This is a genomic window from Salmonella sp. FC25216 (genome assembly GCF_057751355.1).
On sequence record NZ_JBDGON010000003.1, the window covers coordinates 559,776 to 576,665 of the forward strand.

General features: G+C 53.6%; 15 protein-coding genes. 4 read left to right on the top strand and 11 right to left on the bottom strand.

The genetic code is table 11. From position 1 onward, the window contains the following. Nucleotides 1–283: 283 nt before the first annotated feature. The 3 genes from argR (at nt 284) to yhcN-B (ending at nt 1,752) form a co-directional block, all read left to right on the top strand. On the top strand, nt 284–754 hold the full coding sequence (argR, locus tag AC3G3F_RS08940; protein ID WP_001257852.1) for a transcriptional regulator ArgR: 471 nt from the start codon (nt 284–286) through the stop codon (nt 752–754). A 364-nt stretch (nt 755–1,118) separates the two neighbouring features. Next, nucleotides 1,119–1,382, top strand: coding sequence for a peroxide/acid stress response protein YhcN (gene yhcN / locus AC3G3F_RS08945; protein WP_023246359.1), 264 nt, complete (start codon nt 1,119–1,121; stop codon nt 1,380–1,382). A gap of 103 nt (nt 1,383–1,485) precedes the next feature. Then, nucleotides 1,486–1,752, top strand: coding sequence for a DUF1471 family stress response protein YhcN-B (yhcN-B, locus tag AC3G3F_RS08950; RefSeq protein ID WP_000853279.1), 267 nt, complete (start codon nt 1,486–1,488; stop codon nt 1,750–1,752). A gap of 59 nt (nt 1,753–1,811) precedes the next feature. Here the strand turns inward: yhcN-B and AC3G3F_RS08955 are convergent, their stop codons facing one another. The 4 genes from AC3G3F_RS08955 to aaeX all read right to left on the bottom strand — a co-directional run bounded on the left by AC3G3F_RS08955 (nt 1,812) and on the right by aaeX (nt 5,372). Then, on the bottom strand, nt 1,812–2,084 hold the full coding sequence (locus tag AC3G3F_RS08955; RefSeq protein WP_001103887.1) for a barstar family protein: 273 nt from the start codon (nt 2,082–2,084) through the stop codon (nt 1,812–1,814). 171 nt (nt 2,085–2,255) lie between these two features. Beyond that, a complete protein-coding gene (gene aaeB, locus AC3G3F_RS08960) occupies nt 2,256–4,223 on the bottom strand; it encodes a p-hydroxybenzoic acid efflux pump subunit AaeB (RefSeq protein ID WP_023246358.1) in 1,968 nt (655 codons plus the stop codon). A gap of 5 nt (nt 4,224–4,228) precedes the next feature. Next, nucleotides 4,229–5,161: a p-hydroxybenzoic acid efflux pump subunit AaeA gene (gene aaeA / locus AC3G3F_RS08965; protein WP_000855140.1), complete on the bottom strand. Its 933-nt coding sequence runs from the start codon at nt 5,159–5,161 to the stop codon at nt 4,229–4,231. Nucleotides 5,162–5,168: 7 nt separating this feature from the next. Beyond that, nucleotides 5,169–5,372: a p-hydroxybenzoic acid efflux pump operon protein AaeX gene (gene aaeX, locus AC3G3F_RS08970; protein WP_000051840.1), complete on the bottom strand. Its 204-nt coding sequence runs from the start codon at nt 5,370–5,372 to the stop codon at nt 5,169–5,171. A 181-nt stretch (nt 5,373–5,553) separates the two neighbouring features. Between aaeX and aaeR the strand changes: the two genes are divergently transcribed. Next, entirely contained in the window at nt 5,554–6,483 is a 930-nt protein-coding gene (gene aaeR, locus AC3G3F_RS08975; protein WP_053508299.1) for an HTH-type transcriptional activator AaeR, read from the top strand. A 136-nt stretch (nt 6,484–6,619) separates the two neighbouring features. On the opposite strand, the gene tldD is transcribed toward aaeR, so the two are convergent. From tldD to mreB, 7 genes are all read right to left on the bottom strand, one after another. Then, on the bottom strand, nt 6,620–8,065 hold the full coding sequence (tldD, locus tag AC3G3F_RS08980) for a metalloprotease TldD (RefSeq protein WP_023246356.1): 1,446 nt from the start codon (nt 8,063–8,065) through the stop codon (nt 6,620–6,622). Nucleotides 8,066–8,209: 144 nt separating this feature from the next. Then, a complete protein-coding gene (yhdP, locus tag AC3G3F_RS08985; protein ID WP_053529435.1) occupies nt 8,210–12,010 on the bottom strand; it encodes an AsmA2 domain-containing protein YhdP in 3,801 nt (1,266 codons plus the stop codon). 105 nt (nt 12,011–12,115) lie between these two features. Continuing rightward, nucleotides 12,116–13,585: a ribonuclease G gene (gene rng / locus AC3G3F_RS08990; protein WP_000123192.1), complete on the bottom strand. Its 1,470-nt coding sequence runs from the start codon at nt 13,583–13,585 to the stop codon at nt 12,116–12,118. Then, on the bottom strand, nt 13,575–14,168 hold the full coding sequence (locus AC3G3F_RS08995) for a Maf family protein (RefSeq protein ID WP_053508303.1): 594 nt from the start codon (nt 14,166–14,168) through the stop codon (nt 13,575–13,577). Before AC3G3F_RS08995 ends, rng begins: the two co-directional genes overlap by 11 nt. Before the next feature lie 8 nt (nt 14,169–14,176). Further along, nucleotides 14,177–14,665, bottom strand: coding sequence for a rod shape-determining protein MreD (mreD, locus tag AC3G3F_RS09000; protein WP_023246353.1), 489 nt, complete (start codon nt 14,663–14,665; stop codon nt 14,177–14,179). Further along, nucleotides 14,665–15,720: a rod shape-determining protein MreC gene (gene mreC, locus AC3G3F_RS09005; protein ID WP_023246352.1), complete on the bottom strand. Its 1,056-nt coding sequence runs from the start codon at nt 15,718–15,720 to the stop codon at nt 14,665–14,667. Before mreC ends, mreD begins: the two co-directional genes overlap by 1 nt. 64 nt (nt 15,721–15,784) lie before the next feature. Continuing rightward, entirely contained in the window at nt 15,785–16,828 is a 1,044-nt protein-coding gene (gene mreB, locus AC3G3F_RS09010) for a rod shape-determining protein MreB (RefSeq protein WP_000913396.1), read from the bottom strand. Nucleotides 16,829–16,890 lie beyond the last annotated feature (62 nt).

Here is a 16,890-nt window from a genome sequence, read left to right on the forward strand (position 1 = left end):
TAATTTGCGTAATCCGGATCGGCTGCAACCAGAGAGCAACGTTCCTACAGGTGGTGACAATATACCCTACTGCCCCCTCAAAACAACATCATTTTGATAACAATTAATTTACTTTTAATCTTATTTGCGAGGCGTGACGCAGGCATGTTTCTTGATAACGAAATTTGATAAAATTCCGCTCTTTCATAACATTATTTCAGCCTTAAACAAGGCAGACTGTTTGCATAAAAATTCATCTGTATGCACAATAATGTTGTTTCTACCGCCATATTACGGGTGACTTATGCGAAGCTCGGCTAAACAAGAAGAACTAGTAAGGGCGTTTAAAGCGCTCCTCAAAGAAGAAAAATTCAGCTCACAGGGCGAAATCGTCCTCGCGTTGCAGGATCAGGGCTTTGAAAATATCAATCAGTCCAAGGTCTCGCGCATGTTGACTAAGTTCGGCGCGGTGCGTACGCGTAACGCAAAAATGGAGATGGTGTACTGTCTTCCGGCTGAACTGGGCGTCCCGACAACATCCAGTCCGTTGAAAAATCTGGTGCTGGATATCGATTATAACGACGCTGTCGTGGTAATCCATACCAGCCCTGGCGCGGCGCAGCTCATCGCGCGCCTGCTGGATTCATTGGGGAAAGCGGAAGGTATTCTCGGCACGATTGCCGGCGACGATACTATATTCACTACGCCTGCCAGCGGCTTTTCCGTAAGAGATCTTTACGAAGCCATTCTGGAACTCTTTGAACAAGAGCTCTAGCCCTACTTCCTCCGTCGTCGTACGGCGGAGGCACCTTCTTCTCCTCTCTCCGCGCGGCTTTCCTGTACGGTTATCATTTGGCAAATCATGCCCTTAAACATTCACCATATGAATACCAAATCAAAAAAACGCACAAAATGTCAAATTTTTTAATACATTGATTTTATTTTCTTTTTTTAAATATCGCGGCGAAAAGCAGCAATTTTAATTCTATAACATTATAAAAAATAAGATTTTTAGTATCTTAAAAAAGAAGAAACAATTAGCGTGGTATTAATTAATCGCGTGATTAGTGTATACTTGATTTTGTGATGAGGGTCACGAAACAAAGACCCCAGTAAAGGAATTCGACGAGGTAAAAATCATGAAAATCAAAACCACTGTTGCAACATTAAGTATTCTGTCCATTCTCTCTTTTGGCGCTTTCGCCGCAGAACCTATCAGCGCAGAGCAAGCGCAAAACCGTGAAGCGATTGGATCGGTTTCAGTCAGCGCTATTGGCTCATCGCCTATGGATATGAACGCCATGCTGAGCAAAAAAGCGGATGAACAAGGCGCTACGGCCTACCACATTACCGAAGCGCATAGCGGCAGCAACTGGCACGCCACTGCCGAACTGTACAAATAAAATTCACCTGCCATCGCATATAACATGTCGTTACTTCGCGGAGATATCGCATAAGAAAAGCCCATTAATCCGCGAGGTTGACCCTATAAAGGAATAAAAGATTATGAAAACGAAATACATTATCGCATCACTCGGCCTGGCCACTCTACTCTCTTTCGGCGCAAATGCCGCAGTACACCAGGTCAACGCGGAACAGGCGCAGAATCTGCAACCGATGGGCACCATTTCCGTCTCGCAGATTGGCAGTACACCAATGGATATGCGCCAGGAACTCGTCGCTAAAGCCGAAAAAGCAGGCGCTAATAGCTATCGCATTATCGAATTAAAAGAAGGTGATAACTGGCACGCCACCGCCGAATTGTATAAATAAACCCTCGTCGTCTAACCCGACGACTTGCCCCCGCCTGTCGGGGGCTTTTTTATGCTTTTTCAATGCCGGACATTAAACCGTAGCCGCCCCTCCAACTCTTCTTCCGCTTCATCAAAGAGTAAAATCAGCGCCCCGTAGCGCCTGCGCAGTTTATCAGGCAGGTGAACGAACTCAATCTCTAGCGGTAAGGGTAAGATATCGCTCATTACCGCATCCCATAATGTATCAAGATCGCTTACTTTCTCACTGGCAAGACCAAACGTCTGCGTAAACTCGCGATAAAAATCGCTTTGGTTTTTAATATCATTAAAATCAAAAGTATAGACATTCATAGCCAGCCACCATCCCCGACAGACAATTGTCTGTTTTACTACAAAGCATCATTATGCAGAGGTTTCACTTCCAGAAACGCTTTTAGCCCCGGAGCACTCTTGCGCTGTTTTTGTATCTCGAATAAGTATAGTCATAAAAAAACCGACGCTTTTGGCATCGGTTCTCGTGGGTTAGCTATCGGTAAGCGCGTTCTGGTATTTATGTAACATGCCCGTCAGGCGTTTAACCGGTTCCGTCACCTGCGGCGGCGCCTCCCAGATACGTAATTTCTCCTGATAGATATCCAGCTCATCCAGCAACTGACCAAAGTAGCGTCGTCGTTTATCATCGCTTCCGGCGGAAATAACATGGTCTGCGGTACGACGAAGCTGACGATGGAACACTGACAGGTCTTCATTAACCGGTATCGGCGCATCGCGTAGACGTTGATGGGCAATGATCATCGTTAGCGCCAGACGGAACTTCGGCAAATCGCCAGGGAATTTATTCATCAGCAAAAAGAGTTGCTGATATAACGCAGGCAGACGGTTCTCTTTACGACGCGCCACGTTGGTCGTCATTGCCGAAACCGCAGCGGAAACAAACTGATTAAGCAGCACGCGACCGGTTCGGTCTTTGGATTTATCACGCACCAGCAAGATGACGATAAACGCCAGCATACAGCCGACAATTTGCCCCAACGCGCTGTCCAGGAACTGGCTGAAATGGAACGTCATCGGATTATCCAACACAATAATGTTAATTGTACTGGCCAGCGCCCCCATCGACCCCAGACGCCGTTTCTGCACCTCAATGCCGATAAAGAACCCCAATACCGCCAGGCTCAAACATAGCAACAGCATACTTTGCTGCGTATTGGGAATAATCACCAGGAAATAGAGCAATCCCAGCGGCAGCGCCGCCAGCGTGCCATAAATAAAATCAATGCAGACCATGCGCGGATTGGGTAAACGCATCGCCAGCGAGGTCACCACGGCAATCATCACCATCGCGCCATTACCCGATGTCCAGCCGGTCCATAGCCAGAATAATGTCCCCAGTACGCAGGAGAGCGTGGTGCGCCAGAAGTTCACCATAGCATGGTGACGTTCGGCGGATTCCACTTTAACCACGGGCTCGCCTTGCAGGATCTCTTCTTCCGTCGCGCTGATTTTGGTGTTACTTATCACGCCGCGTTTAAGCAGCAGATAGCGCGTTGCAGCACCTACCCAGCTATAAAGCGTGACGGGCGTTTCGCGCTCGCCGGTCCAGACAATGACACGCCGCATCCTTTTTAACTGCCTGTGGACGTCCTGTACCGTTTCAACCGGCGTCTCGAACAGTTCCCGGAATGTATCGGTAATCAGTTCCGGCCGCGTATTTTGAATAAGATAAGTTTCACAGGATTGCGTAATCAGCGTGAGCGAAAGCGTATTCAACGCTTTCAGGCGGCGGTTAGCGCGTACCCAGCGCGAAGATTCCATATTCAGATTACTTCGCATCCCCTCCAGCGCCGCCGTGCGCCGCACCAGATCGCCCCAGGCGTTGTCGACCTCTTCGCTGTCGCCATGCTTAATACAAAGCTGCATTAGCTGGTACTGCGCCACCAGCAGACTATCCAGTTCGCGATCAACCTCCTGCTTTATCGATCGCGGCGAGAAAAGCAGATCCGCTAAAATAGCGCAGCCAATGCCGATGACGATTTCGCTACAACGCTCAAGCGCAAATTGCGGTGTGAGTAGCGGCTCCGTCTGAATGGTAATTACAATGATCAGCGCGGTATAACCCGACAGTCCCCACGCATAAGAGTTTTCGATCCGTACCAAAGACGAGATCCAGGTACAAAAACCGGCCCAGACACAGCACACCAGAATCATCAATAGCGGCGCGCGGATCATAGTGATAATGATCATAAGCGCAGCGATACAGCCAATAAACGTCCCGATAATACGCAACATTCCGCGATAACGGATAGCGCCGGAATAGGGTTCTCCGCCGGCGGCAAATGCCGGGCCTGCCGCCACGATCGCGGCGGTCAGCACCGCCCAACGCGGCGTCTCCAGTTGAAAATGGAAGCCGATAAATAATGCCAGCACAATGGCGCACGCCAGCTTTACCGCAAAGCGAATGTGCTGGTTGGCAATGGAGAAAATGCCCATGACGATTAACCGAATTCGCGCAGCCGGTGCGCCAGTTTACGGAAGAAGGAGTCCTGGCTTGCGTCACGATCTTGCTTACCGGTGATCACGACGGTTGCCGTCGTACCGGCAGGCCATAAATTCCCCTGCTGCTCGTCAAGCCGGATGCGCACCGGAACACGCTGGGCCAGACGCACCCATTCGAGGTTAGAGTCTATCGTCGCCATCCCTTTCGCATCGCTGGTACTGCTGGCATTCGTTACCCCTGCCGCCACGCTATCGACGGTACCTTTTAATACCCGGTTGCTGCCGAGCGGCGTGATTTCGGCACGATATCCCGGACGCACGCCTTCCAGCTTGGTCTCTTCCATATAGGCCTGCACGTAAAAAGAGTTCTTTTTCACCAGGGCGACGGCCGTAGAACCGCGGGTAATAAATTCACCGGCATAAACATTGAGGTTAGTCACCCAGCCGTCGGCAGGCGCGCGAATGACGGTGCGCTCAAGATCGAGTTTAGCCAGGTCGCGCGTCGCCTGAGCTTTAGCCAGTTGATGCAGTACAGTCTGCAAGACATTGTTCGCCTGATCGATCTCTTCCCGGGACATCGCCTGTACGCCGAGACGATTACGGCGACCGGCTTCCTGGCGTTTTTCCTGCGCCAGTACCTGATAATAGGCCACATCGGCTTCCGCTTCAGCGAGCGCTTTTTGATAGCGTGGCTGATCGATGGTAAACAGGACCTGATCCTTTTGCACCAGTTGGTTATCATGCACGTTTACATGGGTAATCAGGCCCGCGACATCCGGGGCAATAGCGACTACATCGGCGCTAAAACGCGCGTCGCGCGTCCAGGGGGATTCGGTGTAATACACCCAGGCGCGGAAAATGGCGATAAAGGCCAGAATAACCAGTACGAGGGTAATGGCCGTACGGGAGAGTTTTCTTGTTAGTGTTTTCACTTCAACCTCAAACGAACAGGCGCGATATTAAATAAAACAGACAACAATACAGCGCGGTATTGAACAAAGCCGGATGCCAGACAAAATCATAGATGCCCGTCGGCACAAGCATCCGACGCACCAGCCAAAAAATAGCCAGTGACAAAAGCAATTCGAAAAATATCGGTGGGAAGGAAAGACCAAACACCACGATAACGGGAAACAGACTCATGTTGACCTTGATTTCTGAGAGAGAGCAGGCGATAGATTGTTAAGCTACATCGCCGCAGAGAAGGGCAAGAGACGCCAGGCGAGAGCGACATAGCTCTTATTCGAATAATAGTATATTAGCGTAATTGTTATGCTGTTATCTATATTATGTGATCTAAATCACTTTTAAGCCAGAGTGAATAATGGAACGTTTAAAACGAATGTCGGTATTCGCCAAAGTTGTCGAGTTTGGCTCTTTTACCGCCGCAGCCAGACAGTTGCAAATGAGCGTGTCGTCCATCAGCCAGACTGTGGCAAAACTGGAAGATGAGCTTCAGGTTAAATTGCTCAACCGCAGCACGCGCAGCATTGGGCTCACCGAAGCTGGAAAAATCTATTATCAGGGCTGTCGTCGCATGTTGCATGAAGTGCAGGATGTTCACGAGCAGCTTTACGCTTTTAATAACACGCCAATCGGTACATTGCGTATCGGTTGTTCTTCAACCATGGCGCAAAATGTGCTGGCCGGGCTTACCGCGAAATTATTAAAAGAGTATCCCGGTCTGGCAGTTAATCTGGTGACGGGAATTCCTGCCCCGGATTTAATTGCAGACGGGCTGGACGTGGTGATCCGCGTGGGCGCGCTGCAAGACTCCAGCCTGTTTTCCCGTCGACTGGGCGCGATGCCGATGGTTGTGTGCGCCGCCAGGCCCTACCTCGCCCAGTTCGGCGCCCCGGAAAAACCCGCCGATCTCAGCAACCATTCCTGGCTGGAATATAGCGTACGCCCGGATAATGAGTTTGAACTTATCGCGCCGGAAGGAATTTCTACCCGGTTGATTCCACAGGGACGGTTCGTTACTAACGATCCGATGACGCTGGTACGCTGGCTGACCGCCGGTACCGGGATCGCCTATGTGCCGCTGATGTGGGTGATCGATGAGATCAATCGTGGCGATCTGGAGATCCTGCTGCCTCGCTATCAGTCCGATCCCCGACCGGTATATGCGCTGTACACCGAAAAAGATAAGCTGCCGCTTAAAGTGCAGGTAGTGATTAACGCGTTAACTGACTATTTTGTCGATGTCGCACACCTGTTTCAGGGGATGCGCGGGCTAGGAAAAGAAAAATAAAAACACCGGGTAATTGCTGGAGACGGTTGTAGGCCAGATAAGGCATTTATGCCGCCACCCAGCGCAGACATTGCCTGATGGCGCTGCGCTTATCAGGCCTGGGCGGCACACACCGCAGGCCTGATAAGGCGGACAGTTATGCGGTGCCGCCAACCGTCAGGTTATCGACTTTCAGCGTCGGCTGGCCTACGCCTACCGGCAGGCTTTGGCCCTCTTTACCGCAGACCCCCACCCCGTTATCCAGCTTAAGGTCGTTGCCGACCATGGAGATCTGTTGCATCGTTTCAATGCCTGATCCAATCAACGTCGCCCCCTTCACCGGCGTTGTGACTTTGCCGTTTTCAATCAGATACGCTTCCGAAGTAGAGAATACAAACTTGCCGGAGGTGATATCCACCTGACCGCCGCCAAAGTTAGGCGCATAAATGCCGTACTCAACGGATTCGATAATTTCCTGCGGCGTTGACTGCCCCGCCAACATATAGGTATTGGTCATACGCGGCATCGGCAGATGCGCGTAAGATTCGCGACGCCCGTTACCGGTCGGCGCAGCGCCCATCAGGCGCGCATTCAGCTTGTCCTGCATGTACCCTTTCAGTACGCCATTTTCAATCAATACGTTGTACTGGCCTGGCGTACCTTCATCATCGATAGCGACGGAGCCACGACGGTTCATCATTGTGCCGTCATCCACTACGGTACAAAGCGCGGAGGCAACCTGCTCGCCGATCTGACCGCTAAATACAGACGTTCCACGACGGTTAAAATCGCCTTCCAACCCGTGTCCGACCGCTTCGTGCAGCAATACACCCGGCCACCCGGCGCCCAGAACCACCGGTAACGTCCCCGCTGGCGCCGCGACCGCAGAAAGATTAACCAGCGCCATGCGTACCGCTTCTTTCGCCCACGCGTCGGCGCGAACCTCGCCGTCGAGATCGGCAAGAAAATACTCATAACCAAAGCGACCGCCGCCGCCGCTGGCGCCGCGCTCACGTTTACCATCTTCTTCCACCTGCACGCTAACGGACAAACGCACCAGTGGACGGACATCCGCCGCCAGCGTCCCGTCGGTCGCCGCCACGAGGATTAATTCATATACGCCAGTCAGGCTGGCGTTGACTTCCTGCACGCGTTTATCGGCTTCTCGCGCCGCTTTATCAACGCGTCTGAGGATATCCAGCTTCTCTTCGCGGCTCATACTTTGCAACGGATCAAGGGTGGTGTAGAGCGGCTGATGATCTACGGCGGCGAGCGTTTTTACCTTGCCTTCGCCGTTATCGCGTACAATGGTTCGCGCGGCCTGCGCACTCTGCTCCAGCGCCAGGAGGCTTATCTGGTCAGCATAAGCAAAACCGGTTTTTTCGCCGCTAATGGCGCGAACGCCAACGCCCTGGTCGATATTATATGAACCATCTTTAATGATGCGGTCTTCTAAAACCCAGGATTCGTGATAGCTCGACTGAAAATAGAGATCGCCATAATCAAGACGGCGTTCGGCCAGTTGGCCGAGGATAGCGAACAGATCCTGATGTTTCAGGCCGTTCGCCGCTAGCAATTGTTCACTTACCAGGTTCAGACTCATCGTTTTTGCTACTCGTTGATTTCTGCCGGATGGCGGCACACGCCTTATCCGGCCTATGTTGTTAGGTTGTGCAAACCGGATAAACGCAGCGCCATCCGGCATAACTATGTACTGAGAGTGGGGCAATTCCTCGCCCCCGTCAAATCATTGCTGGCTTTCTTTTCTCGGTTGGCGCAGAACTTCGTTGATCTGCGGCGCATCGACCGGACCGGTAATGCGATAACGCAGAATGGAGACCTTGCTCCATAGCGGCCCCAACACTTTACTGGCGGCAAATACCGCCGCGCCGACAATCGGGTTAACGGCAAAAGCCGCGGCGACCCCCACCGTGGCGGAAATTTCCGGCGCAACGACAGCCTCCATATCAAGACGACGGCGCACCAGATCGACGGAACCTTTCATTGCAATGTCTGCTTCCAGCCCGTCCACCAGCGTATCGTCAGTATGCAGGACGCCATCTTTAATCCACGCGGTACTACGGATAGAGTCGAAATAGAAGCCCTCGCTAAAGGTATCGCTAAAGTCAAACCGCAGTTTACGCAGTAACGCATCAAAACTGAGCAGCCGCAGTAGCTGCCCGGCATGACCGCTACTTAGATCAGTAAACTCGCCTTTACCCAGACGCGTACGTAAAATCCCGTTGAGCGTGGCTTCATCAGGTTGCCAGGGCGGGTTTCGCCAGTGCAGATCGTAATCTACGTTAAACGACGCGTTCTGGATTGGCGTCGAGATGCCGAAGAACCCGGCAGCCGCGTCCAGGTTACGGCCATGCAGACTGCCTTTCAGCGAGGTTCGTTCATTGCCCGGCGCATTCACCCACTCGCCGTTCGCTTTCAAACGAGCGAATCCGGTATCGATCAGGCCATTCGTCAGGGCCAGCGTATTGCCTTTGATGGCGAAATCGCCATCAATACGCCCATATTTTTGCCCCCACAGCCAGCACTCTTCGCAGCGAAGCTGTAAATCCGGCCAGCCGCGGAAGCTAATAGTGTTTGCCGAAGCAAACGTCGATGTCGGCGTTGACGACGAGGCGTGCGTTTTTGCGACGCCAGGGTTGTAATACAGATACTTAATGTTCGCCAGCCACGGCGCATGACTGCGCATAGTCAGCGTGGCGTTCACCTCACGGCCCTGCGCTTCAATTTTTGTTCCATTCAGCGAAGGGACTGAAACGACGCTCAAATTGTTCCACTGCTGGCCGCCCAGCGATAGCGCGGGAGTTCGTAACGTGACGCGTTGGGGAAGCTCGGCCGAACTGCTCACGTTATCCGCCGCGCCTTTCTGGAATAGCGCCAGCCATTGCGCGCCATCCAGCGCCGGCAGATTGAGTTCAACACCTTGTTGAGCAGGCAATGGCGGAATCGTCCGGCTGTCCGTCGTCCAGATGGCCCGATCCAGCGTCAGTTTCTGATTTAATAACCAGCGGCTATTAAAGTGATTTTTACTCCCTGCGCTCCCCGTTAGCGCAAAGCTTTTCAGGTTGCCGGCAGCTTTAATGTTCACCGGAATGGCTTCGCCTGCGGGTTTATTTAGCGGAGAAGGTAAGTGACTGCTCACATTTCTCAGGTCGCCGTTCAGCTCGATGTTATAGGTAGCGCCAGCGTGATACGGAAGATCGATGCCGACTTTACCATTCCACGCCACGCTGCCGCTCAGGGCATCATTCAGTTGCGGCGGTAAGACCCCCATACGCGTTGGCTGCCAGTTACCGTTAAGGTTGACGGCTACCTGATACGCTTTTGCCCCTTCCGTCGTACTGAAATCCAGGTTAAGCGGCTGATTAAACCAGTTTGCCGTCAGCGGCCCGCTTTTTAGCGCGCCATTCACAAAGCTGAATTTACCGTTCAAATTTTTGAGCGTGCTGTTTAGCGGCTTAATAAACAGGCTGTTATTACGCAACGAGACATCGCCCTCGGCGGTAACCTGTTCGCCATCCAGAGGAATATCAAGATGTAAGCGAGCATTCACATCGCCATCTAATTGTAGCTCCGCCAGCGTCGAACCAAGCGAGTCTTTTAGCGGCGTCTCGTCGAAATAAGGTCCAACGGCTTTTCCCGGCCCGTGAATATCGGCATCAATGAGCAGTTTCTCTTTGGAATAATCCGGAATCGCCGCCGCGAGTTTGCTGGCCTTCACCCCGCCCAAATCGACGCTATCCGAGCGCATCCACAGGCCGTCGTTCAGGAAATCCAGTTCAATATTGAGATTTTTTAGCGCAGGCCAGTCGGGTTGAAAGGCAAACGTCGCATTGCGTAGCGGCACCAGCACTTCAAACTGACCTTCGTTATGCTTATAGGGAAAGAGGTGCGGATTACCGCCGTAAACCAACGTGGCGTTATCCGCCTCGCCGCCCTGAATCGCGCCGCTAAGGTAATCTACCAGCGCTTTGCCCATCAGATTTTCCGGAAAATAGCGCCACGCCTGTGACCCGTCGTCGGTACTGATTCCGGCCAGAATGCCCAGCCACGGTTCATCGCCCGTTGGTTGCAGATAGCGGAACCCGCCACGCGCATGTACCGCCTTTGCTTTTACATCAATGTCACGGCCATCAAGCTGAAAGCCGTTCTCATTCTTCAACCAGCTAAGCGTCGCGACGCCGTTTTCAATTTCCAGCGGCGCGCGAAAAACTGTTTCATAGGGCATTTTGGCCTGCTGCATCACAACCTTCATCTGCCCGTCTTCTACGCTTCCCGCCAGCGTACCGGAAAAATGTTCCGCGCCAGGCAACAGCTTCCACTGTTTCCATGCAAGATTTTCCCACGATGCCTGAAAACGCGTTTTTTCGGTCGCCTGTAGCGGAATATCCAGCGCCAGTGTGGCGATCTTTCCGCTCGGCTGCGTAGCCTGCCATATTTCGCCCAGCGCAGGCGACAGTTTAGCCGCCAGCGGACGTAATGCTTCCAGCCCTGCCAGTTCAAGATTACTGGCGCGAATGCGCAGTTCATCGCTACGAGTGTGATTCTTCCCGCCGACGTCCTGCTGCGGGAGCCAGGCCACGGTTAACGCTCCGCTCGGCCAGGGCTTACCATCAAGCGTAATCCGCGTGTCGGGAATATAAAACTGCCAGCCCGGCTGCTCACGGCTAATGTGCGCCGTCAGGTTATCGACAGACAGCGTATGCGTCGCGTTATCGCCCAGCCAGCTTGCGCCGCCCTGTTTCAGCCAGACGTCTCCTCCGGCGATTTCACCTTTACTGAGCGTCATCCAGCCTTCCAGACTGAAACGCGCCGTCTGGAGCGCCACGTTATCCTGCATCCACCTACCCAGCCATGGCTTGACGTCAATATCGTCGGCCTGTAACCAGACTCTGCCATTATTCAGCAGACCGTCGTCATCGCGTAAATCCATCCGCACCTGCATTACGCCGTGCTGCCCGGTCAGGCTGGAGAGGCTGACCTCGCCTTCGGCGCGGTGCCGGTCTTTGCCGTTTAGCCAGGTAAGCTGTGGGATCGCCAGTTCCGCGCGTTGTCCGGAAAGCGTCAGAAAGCTAATTTGGCTATCGCGCAAATCGAAATGATCGAACTGATGCAGGAAAAGATCGCTTAAACGGCTGGTTTCGATGCCTTCCCCGTCGCTGCTTTGAAGAGGTGTATTGGTGCGGAAATTGAGCTGCCAGAAGGTCAGGTCGCGAAACTGCCAGCGCATATGCAACAGGCTTTGCCAGACATCCAGCGCCAGCGTAACGCGTTTTATCGACAGTTCGCCGCCATCTTTCAGGGCGGCATGAATATTATGCGCTTCCAGCGTAGGGCCAAAATTTTGCCAGCTTGCGGAGAGTTGACTGGCAGCCACCGGCACGCCGGTCGCGGACTCTATCTTATTCAGGATAGCTGGACGCCAGGCGTCCAGATGAGGCAACGCCAGGCGCAGCCCGCTAACCAGCAGCGCTGCAATGACGATGAGCGCGGCTCCAGTGAGCAATAAAATCCCCGGCAATCGCCTCACGCGTCTCTCCTTGTCTGCCAAAAAATACGACTCACAACCTCGTTTTGCCGGATGGCGGCGTGAACGCCTTATCCGGCCTGCAATGCTCGTACGGGGTGCGGTCTTTTACATCATTACGACGTCAAACTGCTCCTGGTTATAAAGCGGTTCGACCTGAACTTTAACCTGTTTGCCGACAAAGATTTCGACTTCCGCCAGCGCGTGTGATTCTTCGCCTTTCAGCGCTTCCGCTACCGCAGGAGAAGCATAAACCAGGAAGCGATCGGAGTCATAAGCGTGATGGACACGTACAATCTCACGCATAATCTCATAGCAGACGGTTTCCACCGTTTTTACCGTCCCGCGGCCATGACAGGTTGGACACTCGTTACAAAGCACATGTTCCACGCTTTCACGGGTCCGTTTGCGAGTCATTTCCACCAGCCCCAGCGGCGAAAAACCGTTAATGCTGGTTTTCACACGATCCTTACTTAACGCCTGTTCCAGCGAATGCAGCACCCGGCGGCGGTGATCCTCATTATTCATGTCGATAAAATCAATAATGATAATGCCGCCCAGATTACGCAGGCGTAGCTGGCGGGCGATAGCCTGAGTCGCTTCAATATTAGTATTAAAAATGGTGTCGTCGAGATTACGGTGTCCGACAAACGCGCCGGTATTGATATCTACCGTGGTCATCGCTTCGGTTTGGTCGATAATAAGATAACCGCCGGACTTGAGTTCAACCTTACGCTCCAGCGCGCGCTGGATCTCATTTTCCACGTCATAAAGATCGAAGATCGGCTGACGACCGCTGTAATGCTCCAGTTTACTGGTCATTTCCGGGATGTATTCTGCGGTAAACTCCAGCAGCGACTCATAGGTCAGACGTGAGTCGACGCGAATTCGGTCCAACTGCGCATCGGCGAAATCGCGCAGCACGCGCTGCGCCAGCGCCAGTTCGCCATACATCTGATAACGCGTTTGCGGTCGCTTTTTGCGCTCCATGACTTTCGTCCAGACACGCTTGAGATAGGCAGCGTCAGACGCGAGATCCTCTTCACACACGCCTTCCGCCGCGGTACGGATAATAAACCCGCCCTGTTCGTCGCAGTATTCCGCCACCACCTTTTTCAGGCGCTCGCGTTCACTTTCGCTTTCGATGCGCTGGGAGACGCCAACGTGCGACGCGCCGGGCATAAAAACAAGGTAACGGGAGGGCAACGTGATGTCCGTGGTCAGACGCGCGCCTTTCGTGCCGAGCGGATCTTTCACCACCTGCACCATCAGATCCTGCCCCTGACGCACCAGTTCGGAGATATCGCGCACAGTAAACTGTTTTTGCTCGTCGCCCGCCACGCATTCGGTGTGCGGCATAATATCGGAAGCGTGAAGAAATGCGGCTTTATCCAGCCCAATATCTACAAAAGCCGCCTGCATACCTGGAAGTACACGACTTACACGACCTTTGTAGATATTGCCTACGATTCCGCGTCGCGCTTCGCGCTCAATATGGATTTCCTGAAGAATACCGCCATCAATGTACGCCACGCGCGTTTCCGATGGCGTTACGTTTACCAACAATTCAGCCGTCATGTTTATCCCTTTTATCACGCAGTGCGTTAAAATGACTCAACAACTCATACGTTTCAACCAGCGGTAAGCCGACGACGGCGTGATAGCTGCCATTTATCTTCCTGACAAAAGAGCCACCTCGCCCCTGAATACCGTATGCACCTGCTTTATCTAAAGGCTCGCCGCTGGCGACATAGCCAGCAATGTCCTGCGCAGAAAGCGTGCGGAAAGTCACCTCCGTCACCACCAGACAATCCAGTATCTGCTGCGAGTCCGCAAGCGCGACAGCAGTCATCACCTGATGCGTATTTCCGGAAAGTAAACGCAGCATTGCTGCGGCATGAGCAGCGTCGCGCGGCTTTTCCAGCACCTCGCCATTTAACACGACTATCGTATCCGCGCCCAAAACCGGCAGATCACGGGGAACCAGCGCCACGCCAGCCTGCGCCTTTTCGCGCGCCAGCCGAACAACATACTGCTGCGCGCTTTCCTGAGCGCGCCGCTGCTCTTCAATACCAGGCACGACCTGCTCGAATGAAAATCCAAGTTGAGTCAATAATTCCTGGCGACGCGGGGAACCGGAAGCAAGATACAGAGTTGTCATATCGACCTTTATTGTACAGCAAACTGCTGGCGTACTTTACGCATCAGCAAGAAGAGCCAGGGCCACAGCACGCCATTAACTACACTACTCCAGAACACTTCCGGTCTGAAAGAGACGTTGATCACTAAAAACTCGGCCCAGAAAACAATAATGTCCACAGCCAGTGAAAGCAACATCACCACCAGCGCCTGCTGCCAGAGCGCCAGGTTACGGAAGAGCTGGAATTTCAGAGCGACCAGGTAGGCGATAATACTCATCGACAGAGCGCGAACGCCGAGTGTGGAACCGCTGATAAGATCAAGTATGGCACCCATCACAAATCCCGTCCCCACATTTACGCGGTGCGGCAGGGCCAGAATCCAGTACAGTAAGATGAGCAAAACCCAGTTTGGCCGGAAAACAATGATGTCGTCCGGCCAGGGCATGATTTGCAGCAACAGCGCAATAAGAAACGAGAGCCAGATAACCCAGCGCCCCTGGCTACGATAGCTCGCCACTATTGCCCTCCCGGCGCACGCGCAGGCGGCGTGGTCGCGCCCGAAGGCGATGGTTGCGTTGATACCGGCGCAGTCTGGCCTGCAGATGGCTGAGTAATCCCCGTCGCCGGGTCCGGCACTGGCGCCGGCGGCCCCATCGCATCCGGAGAAGGCAACACCTGCGGCATCATCTGCATCAGGCGCTCATTAGCTACGCGGTGAACCTCTTCCGGCGTCAGCGGGTTAGCGCCGTTACGATCTGCGCCCCACAGCAACAACAGATAGCGCAAACGCTGTAACCCTGCCGTAGGCCGCGCCTGAATGACCGTATAGGCGCGCTGAGTGTCCAGCTTGACGGAGGAGACCACCGCCACCGGATAACCTTCCGGGAAACGACCGCCAAGTCCGGACGTTACCAGCACATCGCCGACGCGAATATCGGTATTGGCGGGCAGATGTTCAAGCTGAAGATCGTCAGTACAGCCGTTACCGGCAGCAATCACACGGATGTCATTGCGCAGCACCTGAATAGGCAGCGCATGAGTCGCATCGCAAATCAGCAGTACACGGCTGGTCAGTTTCGCCACGGCGACAACCTGCCCTACGACGCCTTTGTCGCTAATGACCGGTTGACCTTCATACACGCCATTGACGCTGCCTTTATCGATAACGACCTGATCGCTGTAAGGATCGTTAACCGTTGAAATAACTTGCGTCACCATTTTCTGCTCGTCCTGACGCAGCGGCGACCCCAGCAGCTCGCGCAACCGCGCGTTCTCCTGTTTGTACTGTCCAAGCATCAGCAAGTCGCTGTTTTTTAGCAGTAATTCCTGGCGCAGCGCCCGGTTTTCCAGTTCAAGCTGGTCGCGAGAAGCCAGCGTTTGCGACACGCTGTCGAGCAGTTCACGAGGACCGTTTGAAATAAAATAGAAAGGACTGACGGCAGTATCCATGTACGTTCGGATTTGACTGAACGTCCCCAGGCGGCTGTCGGCAATGATAACGCCGAGCGCCACCAGCACCGCCAGAATAAGGCGAATCTGTAGCGACGGGCCACGGCTAAAAATTGGCTTCATAGGCTATGCGTATTCTCGCGTCGGAGAGGCAGGACCATCCAGGGATAATCCTGCCTGTGTCCAACTACTCTTCGCTGAACAGGTCGCCGCCGTGCATATCGATCATTTCCAGCGCCTTGCCGCCGCCGCGCGCCACACAGGTCAGCGGATCTTCAGCAACCACGACAGGAATACCCGTCTCTTCCATTAACAGACGGTCAAGGTTACGCAGCAGCGCGCCGCCGCCGGTGAGCACCATACCGCGCTCGGAGATATCGGACGCCAGCTCCGGCGGACACTGTTCCAGCGCCACCATTACCGCGCTGACGATACCGGTCAACGGTTCCTGCAACGCTTCCAGAATCTCGTTTGAGTTCAGGGTAAAGCCGCGTGGAACACCTTCCGCCAGGTTACGACCGCGCACTTCGATTTCACGCACTTCATCGCCCGGATAAGCAGAACCGATTTCATGTTTAATGCGTTCTGCGGTCGCTTCACCAATCAGAGAGCCATAGTTACGGCGTACATAGTTGATGATCGCTTCGTCGAAACGGTCGCCGCCGATACGCACGGACGAGGAGTACACTACGCCGTTCAGGGAGATCACGGCGACTTCCGTCGTACCGCCGCCGATATCGACGACCATCGAACCGGTCGCTTCAGAGACCGGCAGACCGGCGCCGATTGCCGCCGCCATCGGCTCTTCAATCAGGAACACTTCTCGAGCGCCAGCGCCCTGAGCGGATTCACGAATTGCGCGGCGCTCTACCTGCGTCGCGCCGACCGGCACGCATACCAGTACGCGCGGGCTTGGGCGCATAAAGCTGTTGCTGTGCACTTGTTTAATAAAGTGCTGAAGCATTTTTTCGGTCACAAAGAAGTCAGCGATAACGCCGTCTTTCATCGGACGGATCGCCGCGATATTGCCCGGCGTACGGCCCAACATCTGCTTCGCATCATGACCGACCGCAGCCACGCTTTTCGGCGAACCGGCACGATCCTGACGAATGGCCACAACGGAAGGCTCATTCAATACGATGCCTTGTCCTTTTACATAAATGAGGGTATTCGCGGTACCCAGGTCAATGGACAGGTCATTGGAAAACATGCCACGAAATTTTTTCAACATACTAAGGGATAATCCTGAAAGCTGGGGCGGAAAACAAAATCCGCTTACTTTACCAACCACAC